General features: G+C 69.7%; 13 protein-coding genes. 5 read left to right on the forward strand and 8 right to left on the reverse strand.

Going from position 1 to position 14,546, the window contains the following annotated elements; all coding sequences use genetic code 11:
- The first annotated feature begins 6 nt into the window (after positions 1-6).
- Complete coding sequence (locus E3O67_RS11030) at positions 7-309, forward strand: acyl-CoA carboxylase epsilon subunit (protein ID WP_134429433.1); 303 nt, start codon at positions 7-9, stop codon at positions 307-309.
- Positions 310-745: 436 nt separating this feature from the next.
- On the opposite strand, the gene E3O67_RS11035 is transcribed toward E3O67_RS11030, so the two are convergent.
- The 4 genes from E3O67_RS11035 to E3O67_RS11050 form a co-directional block, all read right to left on the reverse strand.
- Complete coding sequence (locus tag E3O67_RS11035; RefSeq protein ID WP_134429434.1) at positions 746-1,783, reverse strand: hypothetical protein; 1,038 nt, start codon at positions 1,781-1,783, stop codon at positions 746-748.
- Positions 1,780-3,078, reverse strand: a complete 1,299-nt coding sequence (locus E3O67_RS11040) for a sensor histidine kinase (protein ID WP_135102709.1) — start codon at positions 3,076-3,078, stop codon at positions 1,780-1,782. Before E3O67_RS11040 ends, E3O67_RS11035 begins: the two co-directional genes overlap by 4 nt.
- A complete protein-coding gene (locus E3O67_RS11045; RefSeq protein ID WP_134429552.1) occupies positions 3,065-3,721 on the reverse strand; it encodes a response regulator transcription factor in 657 nt (218 codons plus the stop codon). Before E3O67_RS11045 ends, E3O67_RS11040 begins: the two co-directional genes overlap by 14 nt.
- Before the next feature lie 109 nt (positions 3,722-3,830).
- Complete coding sequence (locus E3O67_RS11050; RefSeq protein WP_135102710.1) at positions 3,831-5,144, reverse strand: class I SAM-dependent RNA methyltransferase; 1,314 nt, start codon at positions 5,142-5,144, stop codon at positions 3,831-3,833.
- Between the two features lie 45 nt (positions 5,145-5,189).
- Here E3O67_RS11050 and E3O67_RS11055 point away from each other — a divergent pair, with 45 nt between their 5' ends.
- Both E3O67_RS11055 and E3O67_RS11060 read left to right on the forward strand, forming a co-directional pair.
- Positions 5,190-5,843: a nucleoside triphosphate pyrophosphatase gene (locus E3O67_RS11055; RefSeq protein ID WP_135102711.1), complete on the forward strand. Its 654-nt coding sequence runs from the start codon at positions 5,190-5,192 to the stop codon at positions 5,841-5,843.
- Positions 5,844-5,952: 109 nt separating this feature from the next.
- The gene (locus E3O67_RS11060) at positions 5,953-7,737 is read left to right on the forward strand and encodes a biotin carboxylase N-terminal domain-containing protein (RefSeq protein WP_134429438.1); all 1,785 of its coding nucleotides are present in this window, start codon (positions 5,953-5,955) and stop codon (positions 7,735-7,737) included.
- Positions 7,738-7,870: 133 nt separating this feature from the next.
- On the opposite strand, the gene E3O67_RS11065 is transcribed toward E3O67_RS11060, so the two are convergent.
- Complete coding sequence (locus E3O67_RS11065; protein ID WP_135102712.1) at positions 7,871-9,307, reverse strand: NAD(P)H-quinone dehydrogenase; 1,437 nt, start codon at positions 9,305-9,307, stop codon at positions 7,871-7,873.
- Between the two features lie 191 nt (positions 9,308-9,498).
- On the opposite strand from E3O67_RS11065, the gene E3O67_RS11070 reads away from it, so the two are divergent.
- Both E3O67_RS11070 and E3O67_RS11075 read left to right on the forward strand, forming a co-directional pair.
- Entirely contained in the window at positions 9,499-10,332 is an 834-nt protein-coding gene (locus E3O67_RS11070) for a purine-nucleoside phosphorylase (protein ID WP_134429440.1), read from the forward strand.
- Between the two features lie 146 nt (positions 10,333-10,478).
- The gene (locus E3O67_RS11075) at positions 10,479-12,254 is read left to right on the forward strand and encodes a phospho-sugar mutase (RefSeq protein ID WP_135102726.1); all 1,776 of its coding nucleotides are present in this window, start codon (positions 10,479-10,481) and stop codon (positions 12,252-12,254) included.
- Positions 12,255-12,571: 317 nt separating this feature from the next.
- Here E3O67_RS11075 and E3O67_RS11080 read toward each other — a convergent pair whose 3' ends face one another.
- From E3O67_RS11080 to E3O67_RS11090, 3 genes are read right to left on the reverse strand one after another with little or no spacing between them, the layout of a single operon-like run.
- Positions 12,572-12,844: a PTS sugar transporter subunit IIB gene (locus tag E3O67_RS11080; protein WP_134429441.1), complete on the reverse strand. Its 273-nt coding sequence runs from the start codon at positions 12,842-12,844 to the stop codon at positions 12,572-12,574.
- Positions 12,841-13,305, reverse strand: a complete 465-nt coding sequence (locus tag E3O67_RS11085) for a PTS sugar transporter subunit IIA (protein WP_134429443.1) — start codon at positions 13,303-13,305, stop codon at positions 12,841-12,843. Before E3O67_RS11085 ends, E3O67_RS11080 begins: the two co-directional genes overlap by 4 nt.
- A gap of 43 nt (positions 13,306-13,348) precedes the next feature.
- Positions 13,349-14,470 (reverse strand): adenosine deaminase, encoded by a 1,122-nt coding sequence (locus E3O67_RS11090; RefSeq protein WP_135102713.1) that lies wholly within the window; start codon positions 14,468-14,470, stop codon positions 13,349-13,351.
- Between the last annotated feature and the right edge of the window lie 76 nt (positions 14,471-14,546).

Genomic DNA, 14,546 nt, shown 5'->3' on the forward strand with positions numbered 1-14,546 from the left:
GGCGTCATGACCGATCCATCGAATTCCACAACTCACCTGCCCGACTCGGGCTCCCCGGGCTCAGCCGAGCACGACGGGTCCGCAGCGCCCGACGTTCCTGCGGTGCCCGGGCTGCGCTTCGTGACCCGCGGCGTCACCTCCACCGAAGCGGCGGCCGTGTCGGCCGTGCTGCACGGCCTGGTGCGTGAGGAGTCCGACAACCTGCATCAGGCGCCGGCGCGAGGCCAGAGCGCCTGGCACCGCAGCCAGCGAGGTGTCCGGGTGCCTCTGACGCCCGGCCGAGGCCACTGGCGCGGGTTCTCGGCCTGACCCTGCGGACCTTCGGTTCGGGAAGGGACTCCCGGTCCCCCTAAATGCCGACTTATATTGCCGAATCGGTTCGACCAAGATTGGTTTTGCTGGTGGAAATCCTCGGAGGTCCACAACCAAAGCCCGTCGACTAGGGTAAGCAGTCGGGTTTTGGGGGCAAGTCAGGGTGACATTCGGGTTGTCGCCCTGGCACGAAAGTCGAAAGGGATCAACCGCACGGTTGGTCCCTTTCGCATGTGCGGCGCGATTGGCCCAGATGGACGGGTGTTGCACACCGCCGCGTCGTTCGACTCCGAGGCCTGGAGCAACTCCGTCCCCAACGAATTCGACGGAGATTTTGCCGAGAATGGCCCTGAACGCCGCGAAAAATCCCCTTGAGGAGAGAATCTCCGTCGAATTGGTTCGGCGCCGGGCGCGCACTCCCGCCGGGGCTGACCTAGCCCTGACCGGACATGAGCACCGGGTTGCGCGGAATCTCCAGCCAGAGGTGCACCTCGGGTTCCGGCGACTCCTGGCCGAGGGCGCTCAACCTGGCGTCCGCACTGCTGAGACCGACGACGGTGACCGCTGTCGCGGATCCGTCGCCCGCGGTGCGGGCGATGATCGTGTCGGCCGTGGTTGAGTCGATCGCGTCCGCCAGGGTGTTGAGCACCGCTTCCAGCTCCGAGCCGCGGATGTCGTCGATGCTGCCCTCGTCGAGCAGGGTGACGATGGCGCCGCGGCGGCGGGCGGCCATCACCGCGTCGCGGACGGCGTCATTGAGCAGCTTGCGACCGCGGATCTCGTCCCGCACGGCCGCCTCCAGGTAGCGGGACTCCTGCCGTTGCTCGGCGGTCAGCTCACCGCCCTGGTCGATGATGCTCCGCAGCATGGGTGCGGCCAACCGGATGGTCTGGGCAAGCCGCACCTGGCGCTCGTAGAGGTGCGCTTCCTGGGCGGCCTGCCACTCGGTGGCCTCCTGCTCGGCCAGGGCGTACTGCCGGGCGTCGCGGCCGGCCTTCGCCAACGCCCGCGCCAGGATGACCGCGACCGCGACCCAGACCACGCTTCCGATGACGCCCATCGACCCCAGGGCGGCCGGGCCGGCCCAGAAGACCGTGTGCACGACCAGCGTCGCCGCGCCGACCCAGGCGAGCCACGGGCGCCGGCGGGTCGCGGTGATGGTCATCAGGGTGCCCACTGCCGCGACGTACCAGGTGGCGTAGCCGTTGTCGACGGAGCCGTCCAGCTGGCTCCCCACGAGCAGCGGCAGCATCGCGCAGACGGCGATGTTGAAGTACGCCAGCCACAGCGGCATCCGGATCGGGCTCGTCGGCCAGAGGCTGAGCACGGTCGCCACGCAGTAGACGAGAAGCGCCAGTGCCGCCGGCACCGGGCTGCGCGGCTGGCCCAGCGAGTAGAAGCCGAGCACGACGTGGTAAGTGGAGAACATGGCGGCCAGGGAGAGCACGAGTCCGCGCGGAACGGTGATCATTCGGGGCGTCCGTCCTCGGCCGGCGGCCACTCGAGGGTGATGGTCGTGCCGCGGCCGACCGCCGCGCACACCCGCACGGATCCGCCGGCGCTGGCCACCCGATCCTGGATTGAGATGCGCAGTCCGAGCCGTTCCGCCGGCACCAGGTCCGGGTCGAAGCCCACGCCGGTGTCGGCGATGGTGATGGTGCAGCCGCCCTGGGCGTTGCCGTTCATCGTCAGGGTCCGGTCGGGCTCGAAGCTCGGCGTGCCGGCATGCTGGGCGCTGTTCACCATGGCCTGCACGCTAGCGGCGAGGATCGCTTCGCTCGCGTGGGCCGGGAGGCGCAGCCCGTCGATCTCGCACCCGACGACGTCGAACGACACCGGCAGCCGGTCCGCGGCGGCCCGGATCTGCGCGCTGAGCTCGCTGAAGGGAACCATGCTGTCGTCGCCGGCCGGCACGATGGCTGCGTCGTTGAGCCGGGTGAGAGCATCCGCTGCCATGCCGGAGGCCAGTTCCGCCGCCTTCGGGCTGGAGGCCGCGGCCGCGGCGAGGAACGTGGCCAGCACGCTGTCGTGCACGATCGAGTCGACCTGCACACGCTCGACCTCCGTCGCATGCTGGCGCACGGCGTTCCCGTACTGGTGCAGCGCGTTGGTCTGGGCGTTGTCGACCGCAAGGGCCGTCTGCCGCAGCATGAAGATGATGATCAGGATGACCTGGCCGAGAATGATCGCGTAGACCGCGTCCAGGGACGACAGGAGGAAATCGGCGTCGCCGCCGGACGGCATCGACCGCACCACCCCATAGACGATCGGCACGACCACCGTGTAAATCACGGCCCAGAGCACCGGGAAGGCCAGGGCTGCGCAGGCCGTTGCGATCGTGCACATGTACCAGAGCCACGGTTTTCCGTCGAGCACGGCCGCAGGGTCGCGCATCAGGAGCGGCCAGGCCAGCAGCGCCGCCAGGTAGAACATCGCGACGGTTCCGGCGGCTGCCCGCACCCCGACCTTGGTCACGGCGGCCACCACGACGGCGGCCAGCGACAGACCGAGCAGCAGCGGCGTGAGCAAACCCATCACCGGCATCCGCACCGGTGCCTGAGCGAGCATGATCGGCATCGCCTGGAGGGCGAAGACCACGCCGACCCCGGCGACGGAACGCGACGCCACGACTTCGATCCGGGTGCGGCTGATCGGGTTCCGCGGCTGTTTGGGTCTCCCGATCAGATCGGAATCTACCAGCTCGGCGTCTGGCTGCGCCGCGGTGGAGCCCCGTGTTCCGGCGCCCGCAGGCTCACCCGCGGGCATCTCCGCCATCCGGGTCGAGGCCCGGCAGGATTCCGTCTTCGACGGCGCGCCGGAGCAGGTCCACCTTGGTGGGTGCCGGACGGCCGACCTCCACGTATTTCACGCGGATTCGGTCGAGGTACTCACGGGCGGTCGAATGCGCGATGCCGAGCTGCATCGCCACCATCTTGAGCGGGAGTCCCGAGGCGTAGAGGTGCAGCACATCGCGTTCGCGCCGGCCGAGCTGGGCCTTGGCGAAGTCGCGGTCGGCGTCGATGGCCGTGGCCCATTCGAGGTTGTTGAGCACATCGCCGCGGGCCACGGATGCGACGGCCGCCATGACCGTCGTCGTGGGCGACGACTTGGGGATGACGCCGGCCGCACCGGCGGCGAGCGCCTCGCGCACCAGGGCGACCCGGTCGGCGATACTGTGCACGAGCACCGACGCCCCCGTGCTCTGGGCCCGGTGCACATTGTCGGTGACGCGGGATCCGTCGCCCAGCGACAGGTCGAGCACGATGACGTCCACGGCGCGGCCGTCGATGCCGTCCACCAGCTCCTGCACGGTGGGTGCGGTGAAGACGACCTCATAGCCGACGTTCTCGCAGGCCGCTTTGATGCCCAGGCGCACCGACTCGTGATCGTCGGCGATACCCACCCGCACGGGATGGTTTTGCGCGCCGGCGTCGGGGGTTCCCGGGGCCGAGGGGAGAGGTGCTGCTGGCTGGTTCACGGTTCCTACGTCCTCACGTTGTCGTACACGTCAACGATAGCTACCGGGACAGGAGCGCGACGGCTTCGACATGGTGGGTATTGGGGAACAGGTCGAAGGCACGCAGTCGGCGAAGGGTGTACCCATGGCCGGCGAGGAGGGCGATGTCGCGGGCCAGGGCGACCGGGTCGCAGGCCACGTAGACGATCTGGGCCGGTCCGACGGCGGCGAGCAGGTCGATGACTTCCTTGCCGGCGCCGGAGCGGGGCGGGTCGAGGATCACCGTGGCGGCCGCCTGGCGGGCCCGGTCGGCGGCGCTCGAATCGCGCACCAGAGCGTTCAGGAACCGGTCGACGCGGGAGGTCTGCACGCTGGCCCCGACCCATTCGGCGAGGTTCTCGGCCGCGAAATCGGTGGCCTGCGGGTCGCTCTCGACGCTGGTCATCCGCACGGTGCTGCCGAAGCGGTCGCCCACAGCGGCGGCGAGCAGGCCCACCCCGCCGTAGAGGTCCAGGTTCGCCGCCCGCGGATCGAAGGCATCCGGGTCGATGCTGTCTTGCACCGCGCGGTAGAGGGTCTCGGCGGCGCTGGTGTGCACCTGCCAGAACCCGGCGGCGTCGAGGCGGAACTCGCGTTCGCCCACGACCTCGCGGATCAGTGTTTTCGGGGTGTGGCGGCGACGGCCCTTGTCGTCCTGTTCCGCCACCAGGATCTGCACGGTGCCCAGGCTCGGGGCGACGATATCGACGGTTGCGGCGCCGGGGAACATTTTGTCCAGCGGTGCGGCCGCCTCCAGCAGGCGGTCGGCCAGCGGCAGGTCGCCGACCGGGATGACCCGGTGCGAGCGGGCGGCGTAGGGGCCGACCGAGCCGTCCTCGTCGACGTGCAGGCGCACGCGGGTGCGCCAGCCGGTGCCGTCGGCAGCGTCCCCGGGCGAGGCGTTGGGGCCGACCGGGACCGGCTCGACGGCGACCTCGGACTCGATGCCGGCCATCCGTTTCAGGGCGTCAGCCAGAACCTGCCGCTTCAGCTCACGCTGGAAGCCGAGCTCGATGTGTCCGAACTCGGCGCCGCCGGCGCGGTCGACGGGGTCACGGTCGAGGGCAGCCGCAGCCCAGATGTGCGGCTGGCGCTCCGGTGCGGGGGTGAGGACCTCAACGGTCTCCGCCCGCCAGAAGCTCTTGTGGCTGGCAGAGGTCAGCCGGGCGCGCACGCGCTCCCCCGGCAGGGTGTCGCTCACGAAGACCACGCGGCCCTCGTGCCGGGCGATGAAGATACCGCCGTGAGCTACGTTGGTGACGTCGAGTTCGAGTTCCGCGCCCACTTCTGCGGAGTGCCCGCTCGAATCTGCCTGAATGTCATTGCTGGTGCCCATCCTTCGATGATCCCACACCGCTCCCGCCCCGATCGAAGGAAACCCATGCGCTTGTACCTCGCGTCCACGTCTCCGGCCCGGCTGATGCTGCTGCGCACCGCCGGGATCGAGCCTGTCACCGTCGCGCCCGACGTCGACGAGGACGTGGTCGCCGCCGATGCCGCCCGAGCCGCCGGCGGGCCGCTCACCCCCCACCGGGTCGTGGAGTTGCTGGCTCGGGCCAAGGCGGAGGCCGTCTCCCGCACCCTGACCGGCAGCGGCGACATCGGCGACGGCCTGGTGCTCGGGGGCGACTCGGTCTTCGTGATCGACGACGTCATCTACGGCAAACCGCACACCGCCGCGAAGGCGCGGGAACGCTGGCACCTGCAGCGCGGCCGCACCGGGCAGCTGTACTCGGGACACTGGCTGATCGAGCACTCGGAGGGCGTGGCCGGGCGGGCTGTCGGCGCCGTGGCCGTCGCCGACGTCACCTTCGCCGACGACATCGAGGACGCCGAGCTGGACGCCTACATCGCTACCGGCGAGCCTCTGTTCGTGGCCGGGGCCTTCACCATCGACAGCCTCGGGGCGCCGTTCATCACCCACATTAGCGGGGATCCGTCCACCGTTGTCGGGCTCTCGCTGCCGACCCTGCGCCGGCTCGTGACCGGGCTGGGCCACGCGTGGCCGAGCCTGTGGAACCGCCCCCGCGACTGACAGGGCGCCGGTCTTCGAGCCCGATTGTAGGCATCCGCACCTTTCCCGCACCCCTTTTTGTGGGAGAGAACCAAAAACCCGGCTGCTCTGCCCCATAAGCTAGGGCACTGTGCCCCCAATAACGAAGGTCCTCATCGCAAACCGGGGCGAAATCGCCGTCCGGGTGATCCGAGCCGCAAAAGACAGCGGCATAGCCTCGGTTGCCGTCTACGCCGACCAGGATCGCGACTCGATGCATTCGCATCTGGCCGACGAGGCCTATGGCCTCGACGGAACCACGAGCGCCGACACCTATCTGGTCATCGAGAAGCTGCTGTCCGTGGCCCGACGGTCCGGCGCCGATGCCGTGCACCCCGGCTACGGGTTCCTCGCCGAGAACGCCGACTTCGCCCGCGCCGTGATCGGCGCCGGCCTGATCTGGATCGGCCCGTCCCCCGACGCCATCGAGAAGCTCGGTGACAAGGTTTCCGCCCGGCACGTCGCCGAGAAGGTGCACGCGCCCATGGCGCCCGGCACTCTCAACCCGGTGGCGGATGCCGCGGAGGTGCTCGATTTCGTCGACCTCCACGGCCTGCCGGTCGCCATCAAGGCGGCCTTCGGCGGCGGTGGGCGCGGCCTCAAGGTCGCCCGCACCCGCGAGGAGGTGCCCGAACTCTTCGACTCCGCAACCCGCGAGGCCATCGCCGCGTTCGGTCGCGGCGAGTGCTTCGTCGAGAAGTACCTGGACAAGCCGCGCCACGTCGAGACTCAGTGCCTCGCCGACGCGGACGGCACCGTCGTCGTCGTCTCCACCCGCGACTGCTCGCTGCAGCGCCGCCACCAGAAGCTGGTCGAGGAGGCTCCGGCGCCGTTCCTCACCCACGCGCAGCGTGACGAGATGTACCGCGCGTCCAAGGCGATCCTCGCCGAGGTCGGCTACGTCGGCGCCGGCACCTGCGAATTCCTGATCGGACAGGACGGCACCGTCTCATTCCTGGAGGTCAACACCCGGCTGCAGGTCGAGCATCCCGTGTCCGAGGAGGTGACCGGAATCGACCTGGTGCGAGAGCAGTTCCGCCTGGCCGAGGGCGGCCGCCTCGACTACCCCGACCCGGCGCCGATCGGGCACTCCTTTGAGTTTCGCATCAACGGCGAGGATGCCGGCCGCGGCTTCATGCCGGCCCCGGGACCCGTGCACGTCTTCAAGCCCGCCGGCGGCCCCGGTGTGCGCGTGGACAGCGGTGTCACGGCCGGTGACGTCATCTCGGGCTCGTTCGACTCCCTGCTCGCCAAGCTCATCGTCACCGGCGCCACCCGGGAGGAGGCGCTCGAGCGCTCCCGCCGGGCCCTGGACGAGTTCGAGGTCGCGGGTCTCCCCACCGTGCTCCCGTTCCACCGCCGGATCGTGCGCGACCCTGCCTTCGCCCCGGCGAACGGCGAGCCGTTCACCATCTTCACCCGGTGGATCGAAACCGAGTTCGTCAACGACATCGAGCCGTGGAACGGCTCACCGGAGGAGCTGACCGGCCCCGCGAAGCACCACAACGTCGTCGTCGAGGTGGAGGGGCGGCGGATCGAGGTCAGCTTGCCGGTCCGCCTGCTGCCCGGCGGGGCTTCCGAGAGCACGGCCGGCCCGGCACCCCGTCGGCGCGGCGGCTCCCACGCCGTCAGCTCCGCTACCGGTGATGCCGTGCACGCCCCGATGCAGGCGACCATCGTGAAGGTGGCCGTGGCAGAGGGGGACCTTGTCGTCAAGGGCGACCTGCTGCTCGTGCTCGAGGCCATGAAGATGGAGCAGCCGCTGACCGCGCACAAGGACGGCGTCGTCGGCAACATCGGCGCGATCATCGGAGCGACCGTGGCCTCCGGCTTCCTACTGATGGCCGTCCTCGACGGCGACCCTGTCGGAGCCTGACGCGCGACGCCCGCTCGTCCCAGCCCGCCGCTCCTCCCCCGTCCGCTCCCACTGACCCGCGAGTTGCGGACATGACACCCTCGCTGCCGAAACGAAGGTGTTTTCTCCGCAACTCGGCGGGCAGGCGGGGAGGTCAGAGCACGATGTGCATGGCGCGGGCGGCATCCGTGATCGAATGCGTCAGCGACGGGTAGACCGGGAACGCGCGCGCGACCTCGTCGACGGTGAGCCGGTGCTCCACGGCCAGGGCCAGCGGGAAGATCAGTTCGCTGGCCTTGGGTGCCACGATCACGCCGCCGATCACGGTTCCGGTGGTGGTGGTGGCGAACAGCTTGACGAAGCCGTCCTTGATGCCCATCATCTTGGCGCGCGGGTTCGAGGCCAGCGGGAGCTTGTAGATGCTGCCGCGGGTGAGGCCGTCCTCGATCTGCTTCTGGGTCCAGCCGACCGTGGCGATTTCCGGTTGCGTGAAGATGTTCGCCGCGACGTTGCGGATCTCGATCGGGTTGACCGCGTCGCCCATGGCGTGGAACACGGCGGTGCGCCCCATCATCGAGGCGACGGATGCCAGCGGCAGCTCGGTCGTGCAGTCCCCGGCCGCGTAGATGTTCGGCATCGACGTGCGCGCGACCCGGTTCACCCGGATGTGACCGGATTCGGTGAGTTGCACGTCGGCCTCCTCGAGGCCGAGGCCCTTCGTGTTCGGAACGGATCCGACCGCGATCAGGCAGTGGCTGCCCTCGACGGTGCGGCCGTCAGACAGTGTGGCGAGCACGCCGACCTCGGTGCGTACGACGGACTCGGCGCGGGACTTGCTGAGCACGACCATGCCGTTGCGTTTGAAGACGTTCTCGACCACGTTCGCGGCGTCGGCGTCCTCGCCGGGCAGCACCCGGTCGCGGCTGGAAATCAGGGTGACCTTGGCACCGAGGGCGCGGTAGGCGGAGGCGAATTCGGCCCCGGTGACGCCGGAGCCCACGACGATCAGATGCTCGGGCACGGCCCGCAGGTTGTAGAGCTGCGTCCAGGTGAGGATGCGCTCGCCGTCGGGGATGGCGGTCGGCAGGATGCGCGGGGTCGCCCCGACAGAGACGACGATCGTGTCGGCCTCGATCCGGTCGAAGTCGATGCCGGAGCCGTCCTCGGCCGTGGACACGATCACTCCGCGGGTGCCGTCCAGTCGGCCGTGGCCGTGCACCAGGTTCACCCCGGCGCGCATCAGGGTCGCCTTCATGTCTTCGGATTGCTGCCGGGCCAGGGCCAGGAGCCGCTTGTTGACCGCGGCGAGGTTGATGGCCACCTCGGGGCGGGCCGGCTTGCCCTTGTCCCCGCGCACGAACAGCTGCACGCCGAGCTCGGTCGCATCGTGGATCGAGTTGGTGGCCTCGGCCGTCGCGATGAGGGACTTGGATGGGACGACATCCGTGATCACGGCCGAACCGCCCACGCCGACGCGCTCGATCAGGGTGACCTCGGCGCCCTGCTGGGCGCCGGCCAGTGCGGCCTCGTACCCGCCGGGACCCCCGCCGAGGATAGCGATGCGCTGCTTGCGTTCGAAGTCGTAGGCCATGCACATATTCTCCTGCCCCGGCGCGCCCGCCGCCAAACCCCGGGGCCCCGCTCCCCCACCCGCGAACCAATTCGACGGAGATTCTGCCGAAAACTGACGTTGCGGCCCCTTTTCGGCTGCTCATTTGCAGAATCTCCGTCGAATTGGGCAACGGACCATCTCCGAAATCGGCGGGCAATTAGAGTGGGGGAATGCTGAAGACCGACATTAATCCGCTTGACACGCCAGAAACCGATCCGTTCGAAGTTGCACGGACCGCCGCTTCTGAGATCGCCGAGGCCACGGGCGTAGCCCACCACGACATCGCCCTGACCCTGGGCAGCGGATGGGGCAAGGCCGCCGATCTCATCGGCGAGACCACGCACACCCTCGACGCGCAGTACATCACCGGTTTCAGTGCACCGGCACTGGCCGGCCACGCCGGCACGCTGCGGTCGGTGCTCCTGCCCAACGGAAAGCGCGCCCTGCTCATCGGCGCCCGCACCCATTACTACGAGGGCCACGGCGTCCGCCGGGTCGTGCACAGTGTGCGCACCGCCGCCGCCACCGGCGCGACGACCATGATCCTCACCAACGGTGCCGGCGGCATCCGAGAGACTTGGAGAGCCGGCACCCCGGTGCTGATCAGCGACCACATCAACCTCACGGCCGACTCGCCCCTCGAGGGCGCCACGTTCGTCGACCTCACCGACCTCTACTCGCGCCGCCTGCGCGACCTTGCCCGCACCATCGACCCGTCGCTCGACGAGGGCGTGTACTGCCAGTTCCGCGGCCCGCACTACGAGACGCCCGCCGAGGTGCAGATGGCCAAGGTCATCGGCGGCCACATCGTGGGTATGTCGACCGCCCTCGAGGCGATCGCCGCCCGCCAGTCCGGCATGGAGGTCCTCGGCCTGTCCCTGATCACCAACCTCGCGGCCGGTATCCAGCAGGAGCCGCTCAGTCACTCCGAGGTGCTCGAGGCCGGCGCGCTCGCCGAGCCCGTCATCAGCGCGCTCCTCGCCCGGATCGTGGCCGCACTGTGAGCCTCGACAACACCGGCCCGCAGGCGACCGGCCGACACTCCGCCGACGCAGACGCCGCTCCCACCACCGACCCCGGCACTGACCCCACCACCGATGCCGGCACCGACCCTGTCACCGACTCCGACGCCACCGCCCTTCCCGACACGATGGTCATCGAGACCGTCGACGCCGACACCGGCACCGACACCGGCACGAATGTCGAGACCGGAACCGATCCCGCTCCGGCCACGGATGCCGCCATCTCCGTGATCGCCGTGGCCAACGCCTGGCTCGGCCAGGACCCCGATCCCGAGACCCAGGCCGAGTTGCGCCTGCTGCTGCGCGGTGCCGGAGACGGCGACGCCACGGCTCTCGCTGAACTGCACGACCGCTTCGACGAGCGCCTCGCCTTCGGCACGGCCGGGCTGCGCGGTGCCATCGCCGCCGGCTCCAACCGGATGAACCGCGTGCTCGTCTGCCAGGCCGCCGCAGGCCTGGCCGCCTTCCTGAAGAGGACCACAGCCCCGGGCCGGGTCCCGTCGGTCGTCATCGGCTACGACGGGCGCAAGAACTCGCAGGTCTTCGCTACCGACTCGGCCGCGATCATGGCTGGAGCCGGGGTGCGCGCGATCCTGCTCCCCCGTCTGCTGCCGACCCCTGTGCTCGCGTTCGCGGTTCGCCACCTCGACGTCGGCGCGGGCATCATGGTCACCGCCTCGCACAATCCGCCCAACGACAACGGCTACAAGGTCTACCTGGGCGGAGCCAACCAGGGCTCGCAGATCGTCTCGCCCGACGACGCCTCTATCGCAGCCGAGATCCTGCGCGTCGCCGCGGAGGAACGGGTTCCCGATCTGCCCCGTGCACCCTACGAGACCGCCCCCGAGGCGGTCGTGCAGGCCTACATCGACGCGACGGCGGGCCTCGCGCACCGACCGCGGGCCCAGGTCAACACCGTTTATACGGCCCTGCACGGCGTCGGCTGGGATACCACCCGCCGGGTGTTCGAGGCCGCCGGCTTCGACCTGCCCACCCTCGTCGACGCGCAGATAGCCCCGGACTCCGCCTTCCCCACGGTCTCCTTCCCCAACCCCGAGGAACCCGGCGCAATGGACCTCTCCTATGAAACGGCCCGGGAGGCCGGCGCCGAACTGATCATCGCCAACGACCCGGATGCCGACCGCCTCGCGATCGCCATCCCGCACGAGGGTTATCCCGGCGGCTACCGTCGTCTCAGCGGCAACGAGGTCGGGGCCATCCTCGGCTGGCGGGCCGCCGAACTGGCCGCGAGCGCCACCGGTGACGGCGGCGCCACCGGCACCCTCGCCTGCTCCATCGTATCCACCCCGGCGCTGGAAGCAGTGGCGAAGGCCTATGGGCTCCGGTTCACCGACACCCTCACCGGCTTCAAGTGGGTGTCGCGCGCGCCCGGTCTGATCTTCGGCTTCGAGGAGGCCCTCGGCTACCTGGTGAACCCCGAGACCGTGCGCGACAAGGACGGTATCTCCGCCGCGGTGGCGCTGCTCTCCCTGGTCAGCGACCTGAAGGCGGAAGGGATCACCCTGGCCCAGCACCTCGACCGGTTCAGCGAACGCTTCGGCCATTTCGCCTCCGGTCAGATCTCCGTGCGCGTCACCGACCTGACCGAGATCGAGCGGGTCATGGCGCGGCTGCGCGAGACCCCCCCGGCCTTCGTCGGCAGCCTCGCCGTCGACCACATCGACGACCTCTCCGAGGGCTTCAACGGGCTGCCGCCCAGCGACGTGCTGCGCATCCGCCTGGCCGACGGTTCGCGTGTCATGGTGCGCCCGAGCGGCACCGAGCCGAAGCTCAAGGTTTACCTCGACACCAGCAGTTCCAACGGCACGGTCGCCGAACGCCGGGCCGCCGCCGAGGCGACCCTCACCGAGCTGGACCGAGGCATGCGCGAACTGATCGCCTAGCCCCCGGGCGGTTCCCACCGCCGTCACCGTGCCCGTTCCGGTCGAGAGTGCCCGCTAGAGCGGGCACTCTCGACCGGAACGGGCACTTTGGCGTGTGGGTCCCGGGCCCGGCACCGCTACAGCGCCACAACACGGGGGCGAGCGGGTCAACTGGTGCCACGGGCACCGTCGCGCGGCCGGCAGGCCAACGGGCGGCAGGCGAGTCAACGGGTGGCACGGGCACCAACGGGCGGCAAGTCAACGGGCGGGCGGCAAGTCAACGGGCGGTAGGCAGCCGGGGACACCCACGGGCAACAGGCCGATGGACAGGGCGCAGGTCAGCCCAGGGCTGCTTCCAGCTTGGCGGCAAGCTCGTCCACGTCGAAGTAGTTGTCGATCACGACGATGTCGGCGTTGGTTTTGCCGATGGCGGCGACCAGCTCGGAGGAGGTCAGGATAACCTGCGCATCCGCGCCGACCGTGCGCACGCCGGCGACGTCGGTGGCGGTCACATCGGCCTCGATGTCGAGCCGCGCCAGCGCACGCTCGGCGTTGATTTTGAGGATGGCGGAAGTTCCCACTCCCACCCCGCAGAGGGCGACGATCTTCATGAGGGCTCCTCGGTTGGTGTGGGCACGCCGAGCAGGGCACGGATGGCGTCGGCCTCCGTCGCCGCGGCGAGCGAGGGGATGACGTGCGGGTCGTTGAAGACGTTGGCCAGCTCGGCCACGAGCAGCACGTGCTCGTCGGAGCTGGTGACGGCGAGGCCGAGCACCACGCTGACCGGATCGTTGTGCGGATGTCCGAACGCGACCGGTTCGGCCAGGGTCACGATACTGAGGCCCTCGGAGTGCACATCGGGGCCGGGCCGGGCATGGGCGAGGGCCAGCCCGGGGGCGATCACCACGTAGGCGCCGAATTCCTCGATGACGGCGATCATGCGTTTCGTGTATTCGGGGGTCGTGGCACCGGAACGCTCGAGGGCGTCACCGGCGGCGGCCACCGCGCCGCGCCAGTCGTCGACGTGGACGCCGATCGCGATGGCTTCGAGGGGCAGGGGCGGAAGGGGCATGGGAACTTTCACGGGGTATAGGTGGTCGGCTTTCGAGAGGAGATCAGGCGCTTTCGAAACCGGCGACGATGGTGTCGGCCAGCTCTTCGCGTTCCTCGAGCGGCAGGAACGCGGCCTGCGCAGCGTTGAGCTGAAATACCTCGAGGTCGTCGATGTCGTAGCCGAACGCATCGCTGAGCAGTGCGAGCTCCTTGGTCAGGGTCGTGTTGCTCATCAGCCGGTTGTCGGTGTTGACCGTGACCCGAAAGCCCAGCTGGTAGAGCAGGTCGAAGGGGTGGTCCAGCAGGTCCTCGCCCCAGGTGGCGATCGCGCCGGTCTGCAGGTTCGACGACGGGCTCAGCTCAAGGGCGATCTCGCGGTCGCGCACCCACTGCGCCACCGGGCCGAGCGTGACATAGGTGTTCTCCGCGTCTTCGCGGCCGATCACGATGTCCTCGGCCACGCGCACGCCGTGGCCCAGGCGCAGCGCCCGGCCGTCGTAGAGCGCCCCGCGGATGCTCTCCAGCCCGTCGGCCTCGCCTGCGTGCACGGTGACGGGCAGGAAGGCCTGGGCCAGGAAGTCGAACGCGTCCCGGTGATTGTGGGCCGGGAACCCCAGTTCGGCGCCGGCGATGTCGAAACCGACGACCCCGTTGGAGCGGTGCCGCACGGCGAGCTCAGCGATCTCCAGGCTCCGATCCGCGTGCCGCATGGCGGTGATCAACTGGCCGATTCGGATCCGGGAACCGGCGTCGGCGACCAGCGCCATGCCGGCCTCGATGCCTTCCCGCACCGCCTCCACCGCCTGGTCGAGGGTAAGTCCACGGGTCAGGTGCTGTTCGGGCGCCCAGCGGACCTCCCCGTAGATCACGCCGTCGGCGGCGAGGTCTTCCACGAATTCGCGGGCCACGCGCACTAGTCCCTCGCGGGTCTGCATGACGCCGACGGTCACGTCGAAGGTCTTCAGGTAGTCGACCAGGTTGCCCGAGTCGGCCTGGGTGCTGAACCACGAGCCCAGCGCCGCCGCATCTGTCGCCGGCAGGGACGCCCCGACCGCCTCGGCCAGCTCGATAATGGTCTGGGTGCGCAGCCCGCCGTCGAGGTGGTCGTGTAGCGAGATCTTCGGCAGCGCGTTGATGCTGGTGCCGGCTCCGGGCAGCAGATAATCCTCAGGGCTCTTGTTCACCCCTCCAATCTACCGGCTGGGTGCTGAGAGTCACGCTGCTGGGCCGACCAGGCCCGCACATCCGCTCAGATGAGCG

It is taken from the genome of Cryobacterium sp. TMT3-29-2 (genome assembly GCF_004564305.1).
Lineage (GTDB): Bacteria > Actinomycetota > Actinomycetes > Actinomycetales > Microbacteriaceae > Cryobacterium > Cryobacterium sinapicolor.